Raw genomic sequence first — 17,693 nt, 5'->3', positions numbered from 1 at the left:
CAAGTCGTTCCTGTCCGTCCGAGGAGGACATAGTGCGGGCATGCCGAAAGTCACGACCGGCCTTTGAGCCGCAGGCGGCGCCGCTTGCGTTCGATCGGCCGTTCGCACGCGGCCGGAACACGTCGACTGTCCTTCACGTTTATGAATCAGCCGTGACGGATGCGCGTATTTTCGCCTGCAGCATGCAAACCATCTGTCCCTAGATCACCTCTTTGCCGGGCGAACTCGCGCCGGTCCGCAGCCCAAATTCAACAAGGATTACCGACCATGACATCCAAGCTTGACCAACTCCGCGAGATTACCACCGTCGTCGCCGATACCGGCGATATTCAGGCTGTCGCCCGCCTGAAGCCGGTCGACTGCACGACCAACCCCTCCATCGTTCTCAAGGCGCTCGGCACCGACATGTTTGCCGACGACATGAAGGAAGCGATCGCCTGGGGCAAGAAGCTCGGCGGTGATGCGAATGTTGCCGCCGCAGCCGTTGCCGACCGCCTTGCCATCTCCGTGGGCGCCGCCCTGGTGAAGCTCGTTCCCGGCCGCGTTTCGACTGAGGTCGATGCCGACCTGTCCTTCGATACCGAAGCATCGCTGAACAAGGCGCGCAGCATCATTGCCGCCTACAAGGAGCGTGGCATCGAGAAGGACCGCATCCTCATCAAGCTTGCTTCTACCTGGGAAGGCATTCGCGCAGCTGAGATCCTGCAGAAGGAAGGCATCGACTGCAATCTGACGCTGCTCTTCTCCAAGGCACAGGCGATCGCCTGCGCCGATGCCAAGGTTTTCCTGATTTCGCCCTTCGTCGGCCGTATCCTCGACTGGTACAAGAAGTCGACCGGCAAGGATTTCACTGCCGAAGAAGATCCGGGCGTCCTGTCCGTCCGCGACATCTACAACTACTACAAAGCCAACGACATCAAGACGGTCGTCATGGGCGCATCGTTCCGCAACACCGGCGAAATCGAAGCGCTGGCCGGCTGCGATCGCCTGACCATCGCTCCGAACCTGCTCGACGAGCTTTCGAACGATCAGGGCAAGCTCGAGCGCAAGCTGTCGCCTGAAACGATCAAGCCGGCCGCAAAAATCACGGTCGACGAGAAGACCTTCCGCTGGATGATGAACGAAGACGCGATGGCGACCGAAAAGCTCGCCGAAGGCATCCGCGCTTTCGCCAAGGATCTGGGGACGCTGCGCACCATGGTGCAGAAGGAACTGCAGCTCGCCGCCGCCTGATAGGGTAAGGCAAACGATCGCAGGCGCGGCGGCCCACTGGCAGCCGCGCCTTTTTCATGCTGTTATCAAGGGCCTATGCGGCCGGAGGCGAAGATGGAGGAGGAACGGGCAACATCTCTGGCGGCGCTTTCCTCCCGGCATGCAAGCTTCATCATCGCCGCCCTTGCCGGCCTGGCGGTCTTCCTGGCCGTGACCTCGCGCGATGTCAGCGCCCGCAACGTGCTGTTCGGATGGAATGCCAGCGCCGGCCTTTTCGTTGCGCTCAGCTGGCGCAAGATGCTGCGGGCGACGGTCGAGAGCATCCGGAAACGCGCCGAAGACCTCGATTTTTCCGATACGGTCCTGCTGGCTCTTTCGATCGGTGCTTCGCTCGCAAGCATTGCCGGCATCGGCCTCGAGCTTCATTCGATCAAGGAGGCGGCGCCCGATGTCGCCCTGGCGCGGGCGGGCGGCGCGGTGCTGACGATCCTGATCTCCTGGGTTTTCCTGCACACGCTCTTCACCATCCACTATGCCCACTATTTCTACGGCGGAGCGGACGATGAGGGCGGCCTGAAATTTCCCGACGGGATCGACGAGCCCGGCTACTGGGATTTCCTCTATTTCTCCTTCACCATCGGCGTTGCGGCGCAGACGGCGGACGTGGCAGTCAGTTCGACCAGCATGCGCAAGCTGACGCTGCTCCATGCCGTGCTGTCGTTTCTGTTCAATACGACGATACTGGCGCTGGCGATCAATGTCGGGGCAAGCCTGCTATAGGGCGAGCCGTGGCGGGCAATAAGGAGTATGGAAGAAGGCCTGAACGAAAGAGCGGGCCTGCCTGCTCGGCAAACCGGAGGATGTGATGGAAAGCGCCTCAAGCCGGCCTAGCCTGGCCGATTTCATTCTTCTCCTGGGCAGGCTTCTCTTGTCCCTGATCTTCCTGCATGAAGGAACGACGCTGGCGGTAGATCTTCCGGCGACCATCGAAACCTTCGAAAAACTCGGCCTCTCGGCGCCGGTTGCCCTCGCCACCATCGCGCTTCAAATCGGCGCCGGCCTTTCTGTCGCGGCGGGCTTCCTCTGCCGGCTCGGCGCATTGGCGCTGGCGCTTTTCTGCCTGGCGACCGCCTTGCTTTTTCATGCCAATTTCGAGAGCCAGAACGAACTGCTGCACTTCGAAAAGGACCTGGCGATTGCCGGCGGTATGTTCGTTCTCGCGGCCGTCGGCGCGGGATCGATATCGATCGACCATCTGCTGAAACGGCGGGCTGATAGCATGCATCCCTTGTTCAGGGCCGTCCTGTAGCGGATTTTGTCCTCAAGCGTTCAGAGGATCGCCTGGCCCGCCATCAGCGCCAGGACGAGGAAGATCAGGAAGATCACCAGCGCGATGCCGAATAGAACGCGTGCGATCGTCGCGGTGGCGGCGGATACGCCGGAGAAGCCGAAGAAACCGGCGATGATCGAAATGACGAAGAATATCAGAGCCCATTTGAGCATGGCATCATCCTTTGCGTTTGCTTGGGAAGACGCGGCAGCAGGGAAATTGTTCCCGGATGGCTGGAAGGATGCTTCGCCATGCGCGGGCGGAGGGTTGCCAATGTCCGGCGCTAGATTTTCACGGCGGAGAGAAGCGAGATCAGCTGCGACTGGCGCTGCGTCCCGGTCTTGGCGAGCACCTTCTTGACGTAGCCGCGCGCCGTTTCATAGCTCAGGCCGCAAATCTCGGCGATCTGGCGCGGCGAGGAGCCTTCCGTCAGCAGACGGGCGACGGTCGCCTCCTGCGGCGTCAGGGCGAAGAGCCGCCGCAGGAGGTCGCCGTCCGTTCTTGCGCGTTCGGAAAGGTCGGTGATGATGGCCACGGCGCGCGAGTGGGCGAAGATGTCCGCGGGCAGGCCTCGCAGCGCTTGGGCGCGAATGACGAGCGGGGCCTTGCCGGCGCGCGAGAAAAGCACCGGCGTCGAGACGGCAGGGCTGACGAAAGGGTCTCCCGCAAGAACCGCTTTCACATGCTGCCGCAGAAGGCCGGTTTCTTCCTGGCTTGCGGACACCAGTTCGCGGTCGACGATGCGGATGTCGCCGTTGAGCAGCCTTTCGGCCCGATTGTTCAGATGGCTGACACGGCCGGTACGGTCGAAGAAGACGGCAGCGGTGCCGCTGAGCTCGAAAGCCTCGCTCATGCCGTCGATCTTTGCGGCCTGCAATGAACGGATGATTTCGGCCGAGGTGGTCAGCTTCGATTGCATGGAGAGCAGGATGCGCTCGTCCTCCCGGTTAAAGGGAGGATCGTCGATCCGGCGCTGGAGGTTGAGGCTGAGCAGCGTATCGCCCGAGGTAAAGGCGATCATGGCGGAATAACGCAGACCGAAACGGCTGAGGAATTCGGTATAGAATTCATGGTGCCGAAACTCTTCTTCCGAGGCGATGTCGTGCTCGATGATGACGCCCTTGGCAAGCGCGACGGGAAGTCCGCGCTCACGGTAATCCCGCTTATGCCAGCCCTCGGCGAAATAGACGTCGAAGGCTTCGAGCAGGTTGGGCGTCGTCAGGAAGCCGGGTGAAAACTTGCCGACCGCCGGCATGATGTGGGCGCCTTCCGAGCTGGTCGCCCGGCAGATCGCTTCCAGCGTGCCGGTCCATTTTTCTGGAACGAGGGCGGATTCCAGTAATCCGTCCGTGGCCTTTTCGAGTTCGGAGATATCGATGCGCGTCGCCATGAATAATGCTGCCTCACCGAGATCCGTTGCGGAGCCGGCAATCGAGCCGGAAATCACGATTTACCTTCATTATTGCTGCAATGGATATGACAATAGCAGGCAATATTTGGCGATATGTTGTTTTGCCGCAGAAGGTTCGCCCCGTTTCTACGCGCGAACCTGATCTTTATGCCACATCTTTTCCTTTCGTCGTTCACCCGTGATTGATCATCACGTGGCGAACGGCGGTATAGTCTTCCAGCGCATAGACGGACATGTCCTTGCCGTAGCCCGATTGCTTGAGGCCGCCATGCGGCATCTCGTTGACCAGCATGAAATGCGTGTTGATCCAGGTGCAGCCATATTGCAGGCGGGCGGCGGTCTTCATGCCGCGGCCGATATCCTTGGTCCAGACCGAGGATGCGAGACCGTAATCGCTGTCATTCGCCCAGGCGATGGCTTCATCGGCTTGGGAGAAGCGGGTGACCGAGACGACGGGGCCGAAGACCTCGCGGCGGACGATCTCGTCGTCCTGAAGAGCGCCCGCAATGACGGTCGGGGTGAAGAAGAAGCCCTTGTCGCCGGAGACCGAGCCGCCGGTGGTGATTTCCATGTGCTTGTGTTCGGAAGCACGGGCGACGAAGCTTTCGACGCGGTCGCGCTGGCGCCTGGAGATCAGCGGGCCGATCTCGTTTTCGGTATCGTCGGCTTGGTTGAAGCGGATGCTCGATACGGCAGAGGAGAGATCGGCGACGAAATTGTCATAGACCTTGGCGTCGGCATAGATGCGGCAGGCGGCGGTGCAGTCCTGGCCGGCATTGTAGTAGCCGAAGGTGCGGATGCCTGACACGACGGCGTCGATATCGGCATCGTCGAAGACGATGACCGGGGCCTTGCCGCCGAGTTCGAGATGGGTGCGCTTGACGGTCTTGGCGGCGGCTTGGAGCACCTTCTTGCCGGTCGCGACGTCGCCTGTGATCGAGACCATGCCGATCTTGGCATGATTGATGAGCGCGTTGCCGACGCTTTCGCCGCGGCCGAGGATGACGTTGACGACGCCTTCGGGAAGAATGTCGGAAAGCAGTTTCGCCATCTTCAGCGCCGTCAGCGGCGTCTGTTCCGACGGCTTGAAGACGACGGTATTGCCGCCGGCGATCGCCGGCGCAAGCTTCCAGGCCATCATCATCAGCGGATAGTTCCAAGGCGCGATCGAGCCGACGACGCCGATCGGATCGCGGCGGATCATCGAGGTATGGCCGGGCAGGTATTCGCCCGCGGCCGGTCCGTGCAGGTTGCGCACCGCGCCCGCGAAAAAGCGATAACAATCGACGATCGCCGGGATTTCGTCGTTCAGCACTGAATTGATCGGCTTGCCGCAGTTCAGCGCCTCCAGCGCGGCGAAACCGGCGGCATCTTTTTCGATGGAGTCGGCAATCTTCAGGAGATAGCCGGAGCGCTCGGCGGGCGTCGTCTGCGACCAGCTTGCAAAGGCCTTTTCGGCGGCATCGACGGCGGCGTCGACCTGGGAGAGCGAAGCTTCGGGAAGGTCGACTACCGTCTCGCCGGTCTTCGGGTTCAGGATGTGCTCCTCCGTCTCCGTGCCCTTTTCGAAGCGGGAACCGATCAGCATTTGGGTGTCCATGATGTTCTCCCTGTTATTTGCCGGCGCCGGCGATCTGGTCGCCGTCGCGGGTAAGGTAGTAGGCTGCCAGGATCGGCAGGAAGGTGACGAGCACCACGACCATGGCCACTACATTGGTGACGGGGCGCTGGCGCGGGCGGATGAGTTCTTCGAGCATCCAGATCGGCAGGGTCGATTGCTGGCCGCCGGTGAAGGTGGTGACGATGACCTCGTCGAAGGAAAGGGCGAAAGCCAGCATGCCGCCGGCCAGGAGGGCGGTGCCGATATTCGGCAGGATGACATGGCGGAAGGTCTGGAAGCCGTCGGCGCCGAGATCCATCGAAGCCTCGATCAGCGAGCCTGACGTGCGGCGGAAGCGGGCGACCGCATTGTTGTAGACGACGACCACGCAGAAGGTGGCGTGGCCGAGCACGATCGTCCAGACCGAAAAGGGAATGTCGAAAAGGCTGAAGGCGGAGCGCAGCGCAATGCCGGTGATGATGCCGGGAAGGGCGATCGGCAGGATGACCAGCAATGAGATCGCTTCGCGGCCGAAGAATTTGGTCTGGCTGACGGCGGCTGCGCAGAGCGTGCCGAGGACGAGCGCGATCGCGGTGGCGATGACGGCGACCTGCACGGAAAGGCCGAGCGCCGACCAGACATCCGGCCGGTTCCAGGCGACGGCGAACCATTGCAGCGTCAGCCCCGGTGGTGGCCACTGGTAGCTCTTCTCTTCCGTCGTGAAGGCATAGACGAAGATCAGCAGGATCGGCAGGTGCAGGAAGAGCAGGCCGATTCCGGCGGCGATCTTCAGGGGCAGCGGCGCCGTCTTGAGGTCAGAGCGCATCGAAGGCTCCCTGTTTCTTGGCGATCCACAGATAGAGCGCCATGATGACGATCGGCACGACCGAGAAAGCGGCCGCCAGCGGCACGTTGCCGGCCGTTCCCTGCTGGGCATAGACGGCCTGGCCGATGAAGAGCCTGGAGGAGCCGATGATCTGCGGGATGATGTAATCGCCCAATGTCAGCGAGAAGGTGAAGATCGAACCGGCGACGATGCCGGGGAGCGCCAGCGGCAGCAGCACGGTGCGGAAGGTCTGGCGCGGCGTGGCGCCGAGATCCGCCGAAGCTTCGATCAGGTTGCCGGGCACGCGCTCGAGCGCCGCCTGGGTCGGCAGGATCATATAAGGCAGCCAGATATAGACGAAGACGATGAAGGTGCCGAGGTAGCTCACCGAGAGCGAATTGCCGCCGACGACGGGCAGGTTCAGGATGCCGTCGAGCAGCCAGGAGAGATGGAGCTTCTCGAAGATCCAGGTGAGGATGCCTTCCTTGGCGAGGATCAGCTTCCAGGCGTAGATCTTGACGAGATAGCTCGACCACAGCGGCAGCATGACGCCGAGATAAAACAATGCCTTCCATTTGCCCTGCGCATACCGCGCCGCGTAATAGGCGATCGGGAAAGCGATCAGCGCCGAGGCGATGGTGACGAGGGCTGCCATCACGACGGTGCGGACGATGATGTCGAAATTCGTCGGGCTCAGGAGCTGGGCATAGGTCGCGAGCGTGAATTCGTAATTCACCAGCCCGGAAAAATCGTCGATCGAGAAAAAGCTCTGCAGAAGCAGGGCGATCAGCGAGCCGATATAGATGATGCCGAGCCAGAGCAGTGGCGGCGTCAGCATCAGGAAGAGTAGGAGCTTCGGATGCCGCCAGAAGGCGTCGGACATCAGGCCGAAGAACCCGCCGCGTCGCGGAAGGATCGATGTCTTGCCGCCTGACATGGTGAGCGCCGTCATGCCGCGTCGTCCATGTAGTGGATATCGGCAGGCTGCCAGGCAAGCCGGATGCCGGCGCCGACATCGGGCACGGATGCGCCGGCCGGCAGCATGACATGCAGCCGGCTGCCCTTGAGATCAACGCTGAGGCGCGTCGCCGCACCGAGGAAACTTGCATTTTCGACTTTCGCCTCGATGCCGTCGCTTGCGAGCCGGATCGCTTCGGGGCGCAGGCTCGCCCAGCGCTTCTCGCCGCCGAGTGACGCCATCAGATCAGGCGCGATCACGTTGGACGAGCCGACGAAATCGGCGACGAAGCGGGTCTTCGGGCAGCGGTAGATATCCTGCGGCGTGCCGTGCTGGACGATGTTGCCATTGTTGAAGACGGCGACGCGATCGGCCATGGACAGCGCCTCGCCCTGATCATGGGTGACGAAGACGAAGGTTATGCCGAGCGCCCGCTGCAGGCTCTTCAACTCCTCCTGCATCTGCTCGCGCAGCTTCAGGTCCAATGCTCCAAGAGGTTCGTCGAGCAGCAGCACTTTCGGCTTGTTGACGAGCGCGCGGGCGAGCGCCACGCGCTGGCGCTGGCCGCCCGACAGCTGGCCGGGGCGGCGGGCGCCGTAACCCGGCAGCTTGACGAGTTCGAGAGCGTCATTCGCGGCCTTCATCCGTTCCGTCTTGCCGACGCCCTTGACCATCAGCCCGTAGGCGACATTGTCGAGGATGTTGAGGTGCGGGAAGAGCGCATAGTCCTGGAACACCGTGTTGACGTTGCGCCGATAGGGCGGAACACCATCGGCCGTCTCACCGAAGATCTGGATATGGCCCGCGGTCGGCTGCTCGAATCCGGCGATCAGCCTGAGGCAGGTCGTCTTGCCGGAGCCGGACGGGCCAAGCATGGCGAAGAATTCGCCCGGCGCGATGTCTAGATCGACACCATCGACGGCGCGAACCTGGCCGAAATGGCGTGATACCTGCTGGAAACGGACGGCTGACGTCATGGAAGGGCTCCGGGTCTTGCATGTTAGAGAGGGCTTTGGTCCTGGCCAATAAAGACCCCGCCCCAAACCCCTCCCCACAAGGGGGAGGGGCTTAACTTGCCGTACCCTTTCGCAAATACCTTGGTGTTTCGGCAGGATTCGGCGGCGCCACTCTTAGCCCCTCCCCCTTGTGGGGAGGGGTTGGGGAGGGGATTTTACGCATAGGAGCGGATCGGCTCACCGCCCGCCGATCACGCCGATATAATCCGAGACCCAGCGGTGATAGGGTACGCATTCGCCCTGCGTCGTGCATTTGGCGACCGGGGTCTTCCAGAACTTGATCTTGTCGAAGTGATCGAAGCCGTTTGTGGTGCAGCCGGCGTCGCCCATCAGTTCATTGCCCTTGCAGGCAGCGGGAACGGAGGGCACGGCGCCGAACCAGGCGGCGGCATCACCCTGGACCTTGGCCTTCAGCGAATGTTCCATCCACATATAGGCGCAGTTCGGATGTTCGCTGTCGGTGTGCAGCATTGTCGTGTCGGCCCAGCCGGTGACGCCTTCATCCGGGAAGGTGGAGGCGATCTTCTGCTTGTCGGCCTGGAGCAGGTTCACCTGGAAGGGCCAGGAGCCGGAGGCGACGACACCTTCGTTCTTGAAGTCGTCGATCTGGATCATTGCATCGTGCCAGTAGCGGGAGACGAGCTTGCGCTGGCCGCGCAGCAGGTCGAGGGCCGCCTTATACTGGTCTTCGGTCAGTTCGTAGGGGTCCTTGATGCCGAGATCCGGCTTGTGAGCCATCAGATACATGGCAGCGTCGGCGATGTAGATCGCGCCGTCATAGGCTTGGACGCGGCCCTTGTTCGACTTGCCGTCGGGCAGGATCTGCTCTTCGAAGACGACGTTCCAACTGGTCGGCGCCTTGTCCTTGAAGGCATCGGTATTATACATCAGCACATTCGGCCCCCAGAGATAGGGCACGCCGTAATGCACGCCGCCGACCGTGTACCATGGGCCGTTCTGCAGGCGCTCGTCGACATTCTTGAAGCTCGGGATCAGATCGGTGTTGATCGGCTGGACACGCTTGCCGGCAATGAGGCGGAGCGACGCGTCGCCCGAGGCGGTGACGAGATCGAAGCCGCCCTCGTTCATCAGCGAGACCATTTCATCGGAGGTGGCGGCGGTCTTGACGGAAACCTTGCAGCCGGTCTCCTTTTCGAAATCGGTGACCCAGTCATAGTTCTTGTCGGTTTCGCCGCGTTCGATGTAACCGGCCCAGGCGACGATGCTGACCGCGCCTTCGCCCTTGCCGAGCGCCTTCAGCGGTTCGGCGGCGACCACCTGCGTCGCGAAGCTCAGGCTGGCAAGCGCTGCCGTGCAGGATTTCAAGAGATTCGTCATCATCCGTCTCCCGGTTTGGTGCCACTTCTGTGGCTGTTCGTTCCCAGTTAAGAAGGTGACGCCAAAATGCCGCTTTCGCAAATTCATTTAACAGAAGGGCGATATCGGAAATTCCGATATCAACGGACGCGGCCCGACCGCATGCTTTCGGCAATACCGACGAAATCGCGCGCCGCCTGCGGCAGGCTGGAACCCTTGCGCCAGACCATGCCGACCTGCACGACCGGCAGCGAGCCGGAGACGTCCCGGCTCTCGATGCGGTCGCCTTCCAGCGACCAGGGGCGATAGACGAGATCGGGAAGCAGCGCGACGCCGGCGCCCGTCGCAACGAGGCTGCGCACCGCTTCCACCGAGCGGGTGCGGAAGGCGACATGCGGGCGGGCGCCGAGCGCGGAAAGCAGCTTGCCGGTGTTCTCCTCGATTTCGTCGACCGTCAGCATGATCAGCGGTTCGCGGGCGATATCGGCGACCGAGATGATATCGGCCGACACCAGCGGATGGCCCATCGGCAGCCATAGCCGGTAGGGCGAGGTTTCGAGGATTTCCGCCTGCAGCGCCATGCGGTCGCGCAGGTTCGATATGACCATGACGGCGACATCGAGTTCGCCCCCGACCAACAGGTGTTCGAGATAGCCGCCATTGTCCTCGATGGCGCTGACCTCGATGCCCGGGCAGGCGCGCCGGTATCGCGCCAGGAGATCGGAGAGCACGTAGCCGGCGACGAGCGAGGTGACGCCGATGTTCAGCGTGCCGGAAAGAGCGCTTTGCTGGCCGGAGAAGCTAGTGCGCGCATCGGAGACGGAAGCTAGGATCTTCGTCGCGTGACGCAGGAATTGGTGGCCGTTATGGGTGATCGTCAGCCCGCGCGGATGGCGCTCGAAGAGCGCCACTCCAAGGTCCGTTTCGAGTTCCTTCAGCGCTTCCGTCACCGAAGATTGCGAGATTGAAAGGTTCTGTGCGGCCCGCGTCACTGAACCTTGTTCGGCGACGGCGACGAAATACTGGATCTGGCGAAGCGTGAAGGCCATGGGCGTGTTTAGAGCATGGCGGAATGTGCCGTGGCAAGCAGCCGAAAAATTCAGACCTTTTTTGGGATTTTCCTGAAATGGGGCGCGCTTGGCGTGTCCACTTAAACTTTCCGAAACGTCATTTCTCTAGCATCTCGGCACTTGTCCTGCGTTGGAGTTTCAGATGGCGGAGCAGTTGGCGTGAAGGCCTTACTGCGGATATTCCGGCCTTCCCGGAAATTGACGATCATCATCGGCGGAGTCGCTCTTCTGGCGGGCGTTTCCGGCGGCGCGGCAGTCTATGTCGGCAAGGACAGGCTGATCGGCTCCTCCGACAGGGTCTATGGGCTCGAATGCAGCGACGTCAACCTGGTGACGATCAAGAAGCAGGATCATGTCTGGGTCCGGAAATATATCAAAACCGAACCGACGGACGGGATGACGCGGGTCAGGACCGCGCTTCGCGTCGCCCAGGCCGTCTATGCAGCGCAGAAGCCGGACCTGGTGCAGGTGGTGGTGCTCGACGAGAACGGCCCGACGCTGCGCGCGGACATTCGCGGCCGGGCAATCGGCGCCGACGTCATCTATATCCCGCATCCCGACAAGACCGTTCCGGGCCTCGACGACAAGACCTATACTGCCCGTTACTATGACGGTGAGGCCAGCGAAAACGGGCTGTTCTTCGGCGAGCGCATCGAACTGCCGACCGATGAGATCGCGATGATCAGCGGCGCTTTCAAAGATCCCGAGGATTGCGTCGATCCGGTCGCGGTCGGCTCGACGAAGAACGAGGAAAAAGGCAAGGAGAAGAAGGCCGAAGGCGGCGGGCATGGCGCAGCGCCGGCCGCCGAGAGCGAAGCCGCGCCCGCTGAGGAGGGCAACGGCGCCGAGGTGGTGGCCGAGGCGCCGGCCGAAGAGCCGCCGGCGGAAGCTGCCAAGACCCACTGAACCAACGGCATGAAAAAAGCGGAGCGCCGGCCGGCACTCCGCTTTGTTTTTGCTGCAATTCTTCCTGTCAGTCGGCCTTGTTGCGGCGAGCCGGGAAGAGAATGACGTCGCGGATCGACGGCGCGTTGGTCAGAAGCATGATCAGGCGGTCGACGCCGATGCCGAGACCGCCTGCAGGCGGCATGCCCTGGTCGATCGCATCGAGGAATTCTTCGTCCAGCTGCTTTTCCTTTTCGCCGCGGGCATGGGCCTGCTCGAGCTGCTCGACCATGCGGCGGCGCTGCTCTTCGGGATCGTTGAGTTCCGAAAAGGCGTTGCCGAGTTCCCAGGCGTTGCAATAGGTCTCGAAGCGCTCGACGAGGCGCGGTTCGCCCGGCACTTCCTTGGCGAAGGGCGAGATGTCCTTCGGGAAATGCGTGACGTGAGACGGCTGGATCAGGGTGGCTTCAACCTTTTCCTCGAAGATGAAGGCGAGGCATTCGCCCCAGGTCCAATCCTTCTCGACTTCGAAACCGGCACCCTTGGCGGCAGCACGGGCTTCTTCGTCGGTCTTCATCGCCAGGAAGTCGATGCCGGTGGCTTCCTTGACCGCGTCAGGCATCGGAACGCGCTTGAACGGACCCTTGAAGGAGAGCCGCTTGTCGCCGAAGTCGAATTCCGTCGTGCCGTGAATGGAGAGCGCCAGGCCCTCGAACAGCCGCTCGACGAGGTCCATCATGTCCTCGTAGTCGGCATAGGCCCAATAGCACTCCATCATCGTGAATTCCGGATTGTGCCGGGTGGAGACGCCTTCGTTGCGGAAGTTCCGGTTGATTTCGAAGACCTTGTCGGTGAGGCCGGAGACCAGCGTGCGCTTCAGGAACAGTTCCGGCGCGATGCGCAGGTACATGTCGAGCTTCAGCGTGTTGTGATGCGTCTTGAACGGCTCGGCGGTGGCGCCGCCATAGATCGATTGCAGCATCGGTGTCTCGACTTCCATGAAGCCGTCATTTTCCATGAAGCGGCGGATGCCGGAGACGATCTTCGAGCGCTGCTGGAAACGAAGCTTCGAATCCTCATTGGTCATGATGTCGAGATGGCGCTTGCGATAGCGCAGCTCAATGTCGGAGAGGCCGTGCCACTTCTCGGGCATCGGCAGCAGCGACTTGGTCAGCATTTCGATCTTCTGCGCGTTGATCGTCAGCTCGCCGCGCTTGGTGCGGCGCACGATGCCGGTGACGCCGATGATGTCGCCGATGTCGATCATCGGCAGCAGGGCGCGGGCCTCTTCCGGCGTCGTGTCCTTGTGGCTGAAGATCTGGATCTTGCCGGAAGCGTCGCGGATATCCATGAACATGCCGGAGTTGCGCGAGGAATAGACGCGGCCGGCGACGGTCACGACATCCTGCGTCTCGACGTCGGGTTCCAGAGATTCATACTTGGCGCCAAGCTCGGCATTGGTCAGCGTCCGGTGGAAATGCGCCGGATAGACCTCGCCGATCTGTTCGCGCAGCAGCTTCAGCTTCTGGGCGCGCACTTCGGTCGCGTCGGAGGAAAGGGTGTTTTCGGTCTTGTCGTTCATGTCTTTTGCCTCATCGATGCGGCATGAATTCTAAAATCAGCGTTCGTGGCCCGAAGCGCGGCGTCTGGCTCTGCGCTAACCCTCCCCACAAGGGAGAGGGGCTTCCGCTGTCATTTCGAGCCGACGAGGGCGGCGACCGCCTGGGCGGCGAGCTTCAGGCGCTGGCGCACGACGGAGCGTCCGAGGATCGCCATGGAATCGAAGAGCGGCAGCGAGCGCGACGAGCCGGAGACGGCGACGAAGAGCGGCGAGACCACGACCTTCAGCTTCTTGCCCATGCGATCGGAAATCGCTCGCAGCTCCGCTTCGATGGTCTCGACATTCCATTCCAGGATCTTTTCGAGATCCGGCTGGACGGTGTTGAGGATCTCCAGAATCTCTTCCGGCGGCGACTTGATCTTGGCGAAGTCGGAAGGCTGCAGGCCGAGATCTGATTTCAGCAGGAAGCCGGCGAGATCGGGCAGTTCGCCGAGCTTGGAAATGCGCGTCTGCGACAGGCGCAGGCCCGCCATCAGGCGGTCGTTTTCCATCGCCCAGGTCAGCACGCGGGCCTGGAATTCTTCTTCGGAAAGCTTCTCGCGGATCCAGCGGCCGTTCAGCCAGTCGAGCTTCTGGATGTCGAAGATCGCGCCTGCTTTGGAGAGGTTTTCCGGATCGAATTTTTCGGAGAGCTCGTCCATATCAAGAAGCTCTTCGCCTTCGGCGATCTGCATGAAGAACAGGCCGAGGAAGTTCATCAGCGCTTCGGGGATGTAACCGAGCGCGGAGTAATAGGAGATCGAGGTCGGGTTCTTGCGCTTCGACAGCTTCGACTTGTCGGCATTGCGCATCAGCGACAGATGCATGAAGACCGGCTGGTCCCAGCCGAAATAGCGATAGAGCAGGATGTGCTTCGGCACCGAAGCCAGCCATTCCTCGCCGCGCGCCACATGAGTGATCTTCATCAGATGGTCGTCGATGACGTTGGCCATGTGATAGGTCGGCATGCCGTCGGCCTTGATGAGGACCTGCATGTCGACCGAATCCCACGGGATGCTGACATCGCCGTAGACGCCGTCGGTGAAGTCGCAGGAGCCTTCGGCCGGGATCTTCATGCGGATGACCGAGGCTTCGCCGGCGGCCGTGCGCGAGGTCACTTCCTCCGCGGTCAGGCTGAGGCAGAGACCGTCATATTTCGGCGGCTTGCCGGCGGCGCGCTGCGCCTCGCGCATCTGCTCCAGGCGCTGGGGCGTGCAGAAACAGCGGAAGGCATGGCCGTTGTCCAGCAATTCCTGTGCGTAGGGCTGGTACATCGGCTTGCGGTCGGACTGGCGATAGGGGCCGTAGGGGCCGCCGATATCGGGGCCTTCCTTCCATTCCAGCCCGCACCATTTCAGCGCGTCCAGCACCTTCGTTTCGAATTCCGGGGTCGAGCGCGTCGCATCGGTATCCTCGATGCGCAGGATGAACTCGCCACCGTGCTTCTTGGCGAAGAGGTAGTTGAAGAGAGCGATGTAAGCGGTGCCGACATGCGGCTCGCCGGTCGGCGAGGGAGCGATGCGGACGCGGACGCCGGTAGCTGTCCCGGAAACTGTCATTGTATGTGCCCGTCAATGAATGCCGGACGGTATTCGCGGGAAAGCGAGGTTCGGCCGGAAGGATGCAGATATCTTCATCGGCAAACCGGCCGAAAAAGGGCATTCGCCCGCACCATTCGCCGATCGTCCGTTCGGCTGGCCTTAGGCCATATTCAACCGGGCGCGTCAAGAAAAACCGCGTCCGCAGAGGCTTGCCGGCGCTGGGAGGGCGCACCGGTTGCAGCGCGCCCTCCCATATCAGCCTCAATGCGCGCCTTCGCGTTTCCGCTTGCGGGCGTTGCGCGCGAACATGTTCAGCACCTCGACCAGCGCCGAGAAGGCCATGGCGGCGTAGACGTAACCCTTCGGCACATGGAAGCCCATGCCTTCGGCGATCAGCGTCGTGCCGATCATCAGCAGGAAGGCCAGCGCCAGCATCACGATCGTCGGGTTCCTCTCGATGAAGTTGGCGAGCGGGTTTGCAGCAACCAGCATGACGGTGACGGCGGCGATGACGGCGATCACCATGATCGGCAGATGCGGCGTCATGCCGACGGCGGTGATGATGCTGTCGACGGAGAAGACCAGGTCGAGCAGCAGGATCTGGCCGATAGCCGACGCAAAGCCCGTCGTGACGGATTTCGCGATGAAATCCTCCTGATGATCCACCGGATCGACCGTGTGGTGAATTTCCTTGGTGGCTTTCCAGACCAGGAACAGGCCGCCGGCGATCAGGATCAGATCCTTCCAAGAGAAGCCGTGTCCGAAGGCCTCAAACAGCGGCTCGGTCAGCTGCACGATCCAGGCGACGGTGCCGAGCAGCGCCAGGCGCATGACGAGGGCCAGACCGATGCCGATCTTACGGGCTTTCTCCCGGTGCTCGGGGGGCAGTTTGTTGGTGAGAATGGAAATGAAGATCAGGTTGTCGATCCCGAGAACGACTTCCATCACCACCAGCGTGATGAGCGCCACCCAGGCGGCCGGATCCTGAATGAGCGTCATAATTTCCTGCATCAGCGTATATCCCCTTTGCGTCACGTGAGCGATGACGCCCGCAATGTAGTGTCCGCGGTCTGCTGCGCAAGCACCGCAAGGGGATATACGAAATCGATGTGACTTTTATTCCCTAGAACAGGATGATTTAAGGCCGGGTCGGCCTTAAATTTGAATCCTGTTCTAAATTAAAAGGTTAGAGCATGATGTCGCCCGAAAACCGCTCACACTTTTCGGCATCATGCTCTGATAGGTAGCCAGATTTCGGTGACGCCCATGCCGGTATAGGGATCGAAGCGGTCGTCGTAACGTTCGAACATGTCGGGCATGTCGCCGTGCTCCAAGCCCGATGTCGGCCACCACGCGCCGAAAATCCGGTTCATGGTCGAGGAAATGCCGGAGACATGGCCGCGATGGGTGAAGACGGCGTAGCGCTGGCCCGGAAGCCTGAGCGTCGTAAAATCCGGCGGCAGGTCGCCGGCATCGGAGATCTCGACGCCGGCCATGTAGCGGAACTTCTCCGCTTCGCCGTCGATATGCGTGCAGACGCCGTAGGCGACATTGCCCTTCTGGCCGGAGATATGGCCGAAATGGGCATTGAACTTCTGCCAGAGGGAGGGAATGGCGGCATTGCCGCCATAGGCGTAAATCTCCTGCAGGCCGGCAAGAAGCATCGGCTGAAGGGTTTCGAAGCGGGGCGGTTCGAGGTCGTTGAGGTGGGCGGGTTCCATTCTGATCGGCTCCAACAAGACAAGATTGCGGGCGTGCCCCTGTTTGCGCACCGCATCCGGCGTCATGCCGAACTGGTCGCGGAAGGCACGGGTGAAAGCCTCGTGCGAGCCGTAGCCCGCGCAAAGCGCAACCTCGAGAATGGTGGATGAACCGTCGACAAGCGTGGGCACGGCGCGGCTGAGACGCCGCCCCCTGATATAGCCGCTGATCGAGTGGCCGGTGACGAGCCCGAAGACGCGCGACAGATGGTAGCGCGACAATCCGGCGGCTTCCGATATCTCTTCCAGCGATATATCGCTTTCGAAATGGCTCTCTATGAACCATATCGCCCGTGCGATGGCGCTCATCCTCGTTCCCCTAGTTGCGGCTTCTTCCTTAGAGAAAAGCCGGCAGCCGGGTTTGATCGTTCTTGCGGAGTTTTGGCCGGTGCGCGGCGGCAGTCAAGGATGCGGTCAGGCGGTCTCGTGCCGGCGTACGCTGTAGGCGGCCATGAAGACCCGGATCGCGCCGCGGATGACGCGCTCGATTTCGTCGCGATGCGGCGGCTCCTCCATGGTTCCGAACAGGCGCAGCTTGAAGAAACTGCCGCTGGCGAGGTCCAGGAACTGGCCGGCGGCGAGATCGATGTCCTCAATCTTGAGCGTGCCTTCGGCGACATGCCGTTCCAGGAAGTCGCGCATGATGGTGCGCAGATTGACCGGACCCTTGAAGAAGCGCTGACAGAGCACCGGCATGCGCTCGCGCACGCCGAGAACGGTGCGCATCGCGTTGATGACCTTTTCGTCGGTCATATGGGTGACGAAGCTTATCCCGAATTCATACAGGCCGGCCTCGGGATCGTCATGTTCGGCAAGCGCCGTACGCACGGCCGCCACGAAGGCGGCGCGCTCGGTCTCGATCATCGCCGAGAACAATTCTTCCTTGTTGGTGAAATAGACGTAGAGCGTTCCTTTGGAGACACCGGCCTCGCGCGTCACGTCGTTCATGCTGGCGGCGTCGAAGCCCATCTTCATGAAGACACGTTTTGCGCCGGCAAGAATCTGCTGGCGCTTGGCCGGATCTTCGCCCGCGGCAAATCTGCCTCCGGCGGCGGGAGGGCTGAAGACGGCGGCGTCGTCGGGTTTTAGCGTCATGTCTCCTTAACCGTGTTTACGGTTTCGCATTTTGCTTAAAGAAATCGAACCGATTGGTTCTATACATCTTGA

General features: G+C 61.6%; 17 protein-coding genes. 4 read left to right on the top strand and 13 right to left on the bottom strand.

Translation table 11 applies throughout. The annotated features are described in order from the left end of the window. The first annotated feature begins 267 nt into the window (after positions 1-267). From tal to QD408_RS15545, 3 genes are all read left to right on the top strand, one after another. On the top strand, positions 268-1,233 hold the full coding sequence (gene tal / locus QD408_RS15555; RefSeq protein ID WP_088681634.1) for a transaldolase: 966 nt from the start codon (positions 268-270) through the stop codon (positions 1,231-1,233). Positions 1,234-1,326: 93 nt separating this feature from the next. Next, positions 1,327-1,992, top strand: a complete 666-nt coding sequence (locus tag QD408_RS15550) for a DUF1345 domain-containing protein (protein ID WP_414139933.1) — start codon at positions 1,327-1,329, stop codon at positions 1,990-1,992. Between the two features lie 82 nt (positions 1,993-2,074). Further along, a complete protein-coding gene (locus QD408_RS15545) occupies positions 2,075-2,521 on the top strand; it encodes a DoxX family protein (protein ID WP_414139932.1) in 447 nt (148 codons plus the stop codon). A 20-nt stretch (positions 2,522-2,541) separates the two neighbouring features. Here QD408_RS15545 and QD408_RS15540 read toward each other — a convergent pair whose 3' ends face one another. From QD408_RS15540 to QD408_RS15505, 8 genes are all read right to left on the bottom strand, one after another. Beyond that, the gene (locus QD408_RS15540) at positions 2,542-2,715 is read right to left on the bottom strand and encodes a DUF1328 domain-containing protein (protein ID WP_003552965.1); all 174 of its coding nucleotides are present in this window, start codon (positions 2,713-2,715) and stop codon (positions 2,542-2,544) included. Between the two features lie 110 nt (positions 2,716-2,825). Continuing rightward, positions 2,826-3,932: a helix-turn-helix transcriptional regulator gene (locus tag QD408_RS15535; RefSeq protein WP_414139931.1), complete on the bottom strand. Its 1,107-nt coding sequence runs from the start codon at positions 3,930-3,932 to the stop codon at positions 2,826-2,828. Positions 3,933-4,125: 193 nt separating this feature from the next. Further along, entirely contained in the window at positions 4,126-5,553 is a 1,428-nt protein-coding gene (locus QD408_RS15530) for a gamma-aminobutyraldehyde dehydrogenase (protein ID WP_414139930.1), read from the bottom strand. Positions 5,554-5,566: 13 nt separating this feature from the next. Continuing rightward, the gene (locus QD408_RS15525) at positions 5,567-6,379 is read right to left on the bottom strand and encodes an ABC transporter permease (RefSeq protein WP_088681638.1); all 813 of its coding nucleotides are present in this window, start codon (positions 6,377-6,379) and stop codon (positions 5,567-5,569) included. Beyond that, the gene (locus tag QD408_RS15520; RefSeq protein WP_414139929.1) at positions 6,369-7,331 is read right to left on the bottom strand and encodes an ABC transporter permease; all 963 of its coding nucleotides are present in this window, start codon (positions 7,329-7,331) and stop codon (positions 6,369-6,371) included. The genes QD408_RS15525 and QD408_RS15520 overlap by 11 nt, the downstream gene beginning before the upstream one ends. Then, the gene (locus QD408_RS15515; protein ID WP_414139928.1) at positions 7,328-8,314 is read right to left on the bottom strand and encodes an ABC transporter ATP-binding protein; all 987 of its coding nucleotides are present in this window, start codon (positions 8,312-8,314) and stop codon (positions 7,328-7,330) included. The genes QD408_RS15520 and QD408_RS15515 overlap by 4 nt, the downstream gene beginning before the upstream one ends. A 216-nt stretch (positions 8,315-8,530) precedes the next feature. Continuing rightward, positions 8,531-9,691, bottom strand: a complete 1,161-nt coding sequence (locus QD408_RS15510) for an ABC transporter substrate-binding protein (RefSeq protein ID WP_414139927.1) — start codon at positions 9,689-9,691, stop codon at positions 8,531-8,533. Positions 9,692-9,810: 119 nt separating this feature from the next. Then, positions 9,811-10,719, bottom strand: coding sequence for a LysR family transcriptional regulator (locus tag QD408_RS15505; protein ID WP_088681642.1), 909 nt, complete (start codon positions 10,717-10,719; stop codon positions 9,811-9,813). A 180-nt stretch (positions 10,720-10,899) separates the two neighbouring features. On the opposite strand from QD408_RS15505, the gene QD408_RS15500 reads away from it, so the two are divergent. After that, positions 10,900-11,646 (top strand): hypothetical protein, encoded by a 747-nt coding sequence (locus tag QD408_RS15500; RefSeq protein WP_088681643.1) that lies wholly within the window; start codon positions 10,900-10,902, stop codon positions 11,644-11,646. 67 nt (positions 11,647-11,713) lie between these two features. On the opposite strand, the gene lysS is transcribed toward QD408_RS15500, so the two are convergent. The 5 genes from lysS to QD408_RS15475 all read right to left on the bottom strand — a co-directional run bounded on the left by lysS (position 11,714) and on the right by QD408_RS15475 (position 17,621). After that, positions 11,714-13,207: a lysine--tRNA ligase gene (gene lysS / locus QD408_RS15495; protein ID WP_414139926.1), complete on the bottom strand. Its 1,494-nt coding sequence runs from the start codon at positions 13,205-13,207 to the stop codon at positions 11,714-11,716. 110 nt (positions 13,208-13,317) lie between these two features. Next, on the bottom strand, positions 13,318-14,784 hold the full coding sequence (gene gltX, locus QD408_RS15490) for a glutamate--tRNA ligase (protein ID WP_414139925.1): 1,467 nt from the start codon (positions 14,782-14,784) through the stop codon (positions 13,318-13,320). A 243-nt stretch (positions 14,785-15,027) separates the two neighbouring features. Beyond that, positions 15,028-15,777 (bottom strand): TerC family protein, encoded by a 750-nt coding sequence (locus QD408_RS15485; RefSeq protein ID WP_088681646.1) that lies wholly within the window; start codon positions 15,775-15,777, stop codon positions 15,028-15,030. 218 nt (positions 15,778-15,995) lie between these two features. Continuing rightward, a complete protein-coding gene (locus tag QD408_RS15480; RefSeq protein ID WP_414139924.1) occupies positions 15,996-16,835 on the bottom strand; it encodes an AraC family transcriptional regulator in 840 nt (279 codons plus the stop codon). A 105-nt stretch (positions 16,836-16,940) separates the two neighbouring features. Next, on the bottom strand, positions 16,941-17,621 hold the full coding sequence (locus QD408_RS15475) for a TetR/AcrR family transcriptional regulator (protein WP_414139923.1): 681 nt from the start codon (positions 17,619-17,621) through the stop codon (positions 16,941-16,943). Positions 17,622-17,693 lie beyond the last annotated feature (72 nt).

Source organism: Rhizobium sp. BR 249 (assembly GCF_047445895.1).
GTDB lineage: Bacteria > Pseudomonadota > Alphaproteobacteria > Rhizobiales > Rhizobiaceae > Rhizobium.
The sequence above is the reverse complement of the archived record's forward strand: the minus strand, read 5'-3'. Positions and strand labels throughout refer to the sequence as shown.

Bases quoted from the DNA above. Each gene is read 5' to 3' on its own strand.
- QD408_RS15540 (WP_003552965.1), bottom strand. From the start codon at position 2,715: ATGCTCAAATGGGCTCTGATATTCTTCGTCATTTCGATCATCGCCGGT.
- QD408_RS15515 (WP_414139928.1), bottom strand. From the start codon at position 8,314: ATGACGTCAGCCGTCCGTTTCCAGCAGGTATCACGCCATTTCGGCCAG.
- gltX (WP_414139925.1), bottom strand. From the start codon at position 14,784: ATGACAGTTTCCGGGACAGCTACCGGCGTCCGCGTCCGCATCGCTCCC.
- QD408_RS15510 (WP_414139927.1), bottom strand. From the start codon at position 9,691: ATGACGAATCTCTTGAAATCCTGCACGGCAGCGCTTGCCAGCCTGAGC.
- QD408_RS15505 (WP_088681642.1), bottom strand. From the start codon at position 10,719: ATGGCCTTCACGCTTCGCCAGATCCAGTATTTCGTCGCCGTCGCCGAA.
- QD408_RS15535 (WP_414139931.1), bottom strand. From the start codon at position 3,932: ATGGCGACGCGCATCGATATCTCCGAACTCGAAAAGGCCACGGACGGA.
- QD408_RS15525 (WP_088681638.1), bottom strand. From the start codon at position 6,379: ATGCGCTCTGACCTCAAGACGGCGCCGCTGCCCCTGAAGATCGCCGCC.
- lysS (WP_414139926.1), bottom strand. From the start codon at position 13,207: ATGAACGACAAGACCGAAAACACCCTTTCCTCCGACGCGACCGAAGTG.
- QD408_RS15485 (WP_088681646.1), bottom strand. From the start codon at position 15,777: ATGCAGGAAATTATGACGCTCATTCAGGATCCGGCCGCCTGGGTGGCG.
- QD408_RS15550 (WP_414139933.1), top strand. From the start codon at position 1,327: ATGGAGGAGGAACGGGCAACATCTCTGGCGGCGCTTTCCTCCCGGCAT.
- tal (WP_088681634.1), top strand. From the start codon at position 268: ATGACATCCAAGCTTGACCAACTCCGCGAGATTACCACCGTCGTCGCC.
- QD408_RS15530 (WP_414139930.1), bottom strand. From the start codon at position 5,553: ATGGACACCCAAATGCTGATCGGTTCCCGCTTCGAAAAGGGCACGGAG.
- QD408_RS15475 (WP_414139923.1), bottom strand. From the start codon at position 17,621: ATGACGCTAAAACCCGACGACGCCGCCGTCTTCAGCCCTCCCGCCGCC.
- QD408_RS15480 (WP_414139924.1), bottom strand. From the start codon at position 16,835: ATGAGCGCCATCGCACGGGCGATATGGTTCATAGAGAGCCATTTCGAA.
- QD408_RS15520 (WP_414139929.1), bottom strand. From the start codon at position 7,331: ATGACGGCGCTCACCATGTCAGGCGGCAAGACATCGATCCTTCCGCGA.